Source organism: Bacillus sp. JJ1127, from assembly GCF_036965845.1.
Taxonomy (GTDB): Bacteria; Bacillota; Bacilli; order Bacillales; family Bacillaceae_G; genus Bacillus_A.
Genome location: NZ_JBALQK010000123.1, coordinates 4,257 through 9,322, shown reverse-complemented (window position 1 = coordinate 9,322; position 5,066 = coordinate 4,257). Strand labels below are relative to the sequence as shown.

At 34.0% G+C, this 5,066-nt stretch carries 5 protein-coding genes; 4 read left to right on the top strand and 1 reads right to left on the bottom strand.

All coding sequences use genetic code 11. The features are described 5' to 3' along the window. Positions 1-444: 444 nt before the first annotated feature. Positions 445-1,890 carry a DEAD/DEAH box helicase gene (locus tag V7183_RS12990; protein ID WP_335359790.1) on the top strand — a complete coding sequence of 482 codons (1,446 nt, stop codon included), beginning with the start codon at positions 445-447 and terminating at the stop codon, positions 1,888-1,890. Between the two features lie 41 nt (positions 1,891-1,931). Here the strand turns inward: V7183_RS12990 and V7183_RS12985 are convergent, their stop codons facing one another. Beyond that, positions 1,932-2,492, bottom strand: a complete 561-nt coding sequence (locus V7183_RS12985; protein WP_335359789.1) for a DUF1836 domain-containing protein — start codon at positions 2,490-2,492, stop codon at positions 1,932-1,934. Positions 2,493-2,646: 154 nt separating this feature from the next. On the opposite strand from V7183_RS12985, the gene trhA reads away from it, so the two are divergent. From trhA to V7183_RS12970, 3 genes are all read left to right on the top strand, one after another. Next, the gene (gene trhA / locus V7183_RS12980) at positions 2,647-3,294 is read left to right on the top strand and encodes a PAQR family membrane homeostasis protein TrhA (protein ID WP_335359788.1); all 648 of its coding nucleotides are present in this window, start codon (positions 2,647-2,649) and stop codon (positions 3,292-3,294) included. A 188-nt stretch (positions 3,295-3,482) separates the two neighbouring features. Beyond that, a complete protein-coding gene (gene galE / locus V7183_RS12975) occupies positions 3,483-4,499 on the top strand; it encodes a UDP-glucose 4-epimerase GalE (RefSeq protein ID WP_097894475.1) in 1,017 nt (338 codons plus the stop codon). A 447-nt stretch (positions 4,500-4,946) separates the two neighbouring features. Continuing rightward, positions 4,947-5,066: AmiS/UreI family transporter (locus V7183_RS12970; RefSeq protein WP_335359794.1), on the top strand; the 120-nt coding region annotated here is incomplete at its 3' end.

The window sequence follows — 5,066 nt, the reverse complement described above, 5'->3', positions numbered from 1 at the left end:
AGAGCATCTGGCCATGCATAGAGGCGGTCAGGGCCTTTTTCTGCCACATGCGAAGTAAAAACAGGAAGAGCAAACGAGTGTAGATTACTTTGTATTCTGCATAGCGGGGATTTAGATGTTGAAAAATTAAAATGGATTTATATAGTTAGTACTTCTAATAACTTCGTATTTTCTTTTCAATTCCTTCAAATCCTCTATCAAGTTCGTCATAAATATGTATTAATCCCGATTAAGAGGCAGATTCAAGTATAATGGAATTATGCATATGATATTTATACAATGGTGAAAAATATATAAAGTGAAATTTTAATCAGTGGGGGTCACAAATTGGGCTTTTATAGACAGTTAATCTCCCGCCTAATTTCTTTGTTTTCACTGAATTTGAAGGTGCTATTGTTCGTAAATAGCGAGATAAAAGAATATATAATAAAATGAGGTTCGTACATGAGTAAAAGAAGTTTTAAAGATTACGCATTAAGTAAAGAAATTGTAAGGGCTCTTACTAGCTTACAATATGAAAGTCCAACAGTAGTACAAGAAAAAGTAATTCCAGTTGCATTAGAAAAGAAAGATCTTGTTGTGAAATCACAGACGGGAAGTGGGAAGACCGCTTCTTTTGGTATTCCACTTTGTGAAATGGTTGAGTGGGAGGAAAATAAGCCGCAAGCATTAATTCTTACACCAACAAGGGAACTGGCTGCACAAGTAAAAGAGGATATTACGAATATAGGAAGATTTAAACGAATTAAGGCAGTTGCTGTGTACGGTAAGTCACCATTTGCACGTCAAAAGTTAGAATTAAAGCAAAAGACACATGTTGTAGTTGGAACCCCTGGGCGTGTGCTAGATCATATTGAAAAAGGTACTTTGGTTTTAGAAAGGCTGAAGTATTTAGTAATTGATGAAGCGGATGAAATGTTAAATATGGGCTTTATCGATCAAGTAGAAGCGATTATTGACGAATTACCTATGAATCGAATGACGATGCTATTTTCTGCGACATTACCGGAAGACGTTGAAAATTTATCTCGTACATATATGGAATCGCCAATCAATATTGAGATTAAAGCATCTGGTATTACGACAGATAAAATTGAACATACCCTTTTGGAAGTAAGCGAAGAGGAAAAAATTTCGCTTCTTAAAGATGTAACAATCATTGAAAATCCAGATAGCTGTATTATTTTTTGTCGTACGCAAGAAAATGTAGACCATGTATTTAGACAGTTAAAGCGCTCGGGTTATCCTTGTGATAAAATTCATGGCGGTATGGTGCAAGAAGATCGATTTGCAGTAATGAATGACTTTAAAAAGGGTAAATTCCGTTATTTAATAGCAACAGATGTAGCGGCGCGAGGAATTGATATTGAGAATATTACGCACGTAATTAACTATGATATCCCATTAGAAAAAGAAAGTTATGTACACCGTACAGGAAGAACGGGGCGTGCTGGTAATAGCGGAAAAGCAATTACATTTGTAACGCCGTATGAAGATAGATTTTTGGCAGAAATTGAAGAATATATTGGTTTTGAAATTGTAAAAATAGATGCACCTTCAAAAGAAGAAGTTACAAAAAGAAAGGCGGCATTTGAAGAGAAAATAAATGCTAAGCCGATGATGAAAAAAGATAAAAGTGCTAACTTAAATAAGGGAATTATGAAATTGTATTTTAATGGTGGAAAGAAAAAGAAAATCCGAGCAGTGGATTTCGTTGGTACAATTGCCAAGATTCCAGGCGTTACAGCGGATGATATAGGGATTATTACGATACAGGATAATGTCTCCTATGTTGATATATTAAACGGAAAAGGGCCACTCGTTTTAAGAGTAATGAAAAATACAACGATAAAAGGGAAACAGTTAAAGGTTCATGAGGCAATTAAGTAAAGGGAACTATCCACCCTAACAGGTGGATAGTTTTTTCATGTTTAAGAGTCCTTCAAATCATCCACTAATTTTTCTGCTAAACGTCTATACATATTGCTCATTGTTACAAAAGAAGTCAGCAATAAGAATTTTTCCAACTCTTTATCCTCAAATGAAGCAGTAGCCTTTACCTCAGCCACTCGTGTATCTACATCCCTTTTAAAGTTTTCAACGTTTGTTTCTGTAAGGTTGAGAAAATCTTTGTAGAGGGTGTCCAATTCAAACGTATGGTCGTTTAGTAGTGTCTCATTGAGATTCGCCAATGAACTTTTAATATCATTAATTGAGAGAGCACCCTTTAATTGATAAATTAAACTGATTAAAATCATATGTTCTTTTGAGTATTTCTTGTTTTTTATAGGGATGAATAATTTTCCCTTGGCATAGTTATTAATCATTGTTTTTGTTAGTACTTTTTCGTCTTCCGTTCTTGTTGTATCACCGTAGTTATTTTCAAATAGTTGAACAACTTGATCCACGTATAAATCCACATTAGGGATATCTTCAAGCGTAATATTTTTCTCTAGATGTAGTGTTTCGAGTAAGTTCTTTATGTTTTCCATATAAACCCTCACCTTTGTAGGAATGATATACATTTTATCTTTAAATATGGTATTACGAAACAAATGAAATGTAAATGTTGACCTTTAAAATGATTGTGTATATAATTACATGTAGTTATCAAAACTACATGTAATTATATGAGGAGTTGTTAATGTGAATGCTTATATAAGAGAACCGGTTAATGCGTTTACCCATTTAGGTGGTGCCGTATTATCATTTATTGCTTTGTTAGCTATGCTTGTGAAAGTTTCTATGAAAATGCCATCTTTCGCTACAATTACGGCGGTTATCCTATTTGGGTTAGGAATGATGATTCTCTATGCAGCTTCTACTGTATACCACAGTGTTATAGCAAGTGAACATACTATTTATTTCTTTAGAAAACTGGATCATTCTATGATTTTTATATTAATTGCAGGCACATATGCACCCTTTTGCCTAATTACCTTACAAGCTGCAAACGGCTTATTATTATTTGTGCTAGTTTATGTGACCGCGATATGCGGTATTGTTTTTAAAATGTTTTGGTTTAATTGTCCAAGATGGTTATCAACAGCAATTTATCTTATGATGGGATGGTTAATTGTCTTATTCTTTGCACCGTTATCAGAAAACCTAAGTACAGGAGGAATCATACTTTTAGTACTTGGAGGTATTTTTTATACGATTGGTGGATTCATTTATGGTGCAAAACCAAAGTGGTTAGAGTTTAAGTACATGGGACACCATGAGATTTTTCATATTTTTGTATTGCTAGGTAGTCTTGCTCATTTTTTAAGTGTATATTGTTATGTAATTTAATGAAAAAAATTATATATAGTAAAGCTACATAGCGTAAGTTATGTAGCTTCTTTAATGGGAATGGTCATTATGAAAAGTGTATATGGGATAAAATGTAAGATGGTATTTTTGAGGAATAAACATGTACTAGGGAATATGTGTTATAATTTTAAAAGTTTATAATGAATAAAATATGGAGGACTATAATTATGGCCATACTTGTAACAGGTGGAGCAGGATATATTGGTAGTCATACATGCGTAGAATTGTTAAATAACGGTTATGAAATCATAGTAGTTGATAATCTTTCAAATAGCTCAGTAGAGTCGTTAAATCGAGTAAAAGAAATAACAGGAAAACAATTTAAATTTTATAAAGAAGATCTTTTAAATCGTGAGGAAATTGATACGATTTTTGGAGAAAATACAATCGAAGCAGTCATCCACTTTGCTGGTTTAAAAGCGGTTGGAGAATCAGTAACAATACCGCTTACTTACTACCATAACAACATTACAAGCACATTAGTACTATGTGATGTTATGCAAAAGCATAATGTGAAAAAAATGATCTTCAGTTCATCTGCAACCGTGTATGGGATCCCTGAAACATCACCAATTACAGAGGAATTCCCATTAAGTGCAACAAATCCGTATGGTCAAACAAAATTAATGATTGAACAGATTATGCGTGATGTAGCTGTAGCTGATCCAGAGTGGAGCATTGCATTACTTCGCTACTTCAATCCCTTTGGTGCACATGAAAGCGGCCGCATTGGAGAAGACCCAAATGGAATTCCAAATAACTTAATGCCATATGTAACACAAGTAGCGGTTGGTAAATTAAAAGAGTTAAGTGTATTTGGAAATGATTATCCAACAAAAGATGGTACGGGTGTCCGTGATTACATCCACGTTGTTGACCTTGCAGCTGGTCATGTGAAGGCTCTTGAAAAGATTCTTGGTACAACCGGAGTAGATGCATATAACCTTGGTACAGGTACTGGTTATAGTGTATTAGAAATGGTTGAGGCTTTCGAGAAAGTGTCAGGAAAGGCTGTTCCTTATAAAATTACGGAACGTCGTCCTGGAGATGTAGCTGTATGCTTTGCAGATGCATCTAAAGCAAAACGAGAGTTAGGATGGGAAGCAAAACGAGGCCTGGAAGAAATGTGTGCGGATTCTTGGAAATGGCAGTCGAATAATAAGAACGGTTATCAAGAAGTGTAATATATCGGATGAAATGACTAATAGTCTATAAGGTGAAAAATTTTGTAATAATTTTTCGAGAAAGTGGTCTCAGTACATAGTGCTGGGACCATTTTCTTTCATATCCACTCGAAACAATAGTAGGATATATGATTCTTATTGTGTGTTTAATGAATTCTAACGCTTGTATCGTTCTCGAAGTAAGTTTATAATCAAGGAATCCTATTTACCGTTTGATAGGAACAAATATTATTGAAAGCGCTTTAAATCATGTGGTAGTATTTTGTATAGCTTTCTTTTATGAGGTAGGAGGTCTGACTTATTTCTATAAAAATATCGTTATGAACCAGCAAAATATTTTTTATTTTCATGTATTCAGCTCTAAATCAGAAGAAAGATATCACTAGTATGATTTTATGTTGTGAGGAGGTTAAGGTGTGAAAAAACATGATTTTCACACGAACATATATGGGTTACGTTGGATTATTGCTTTCAGGTGCGGCTTTATTTTTAAATAGTCTTGTTATATTAGGGAAAGCAGAAGAAAAAAGTGCGGGTGTTTTTAATTTATTTGTAGGGGTACTACAA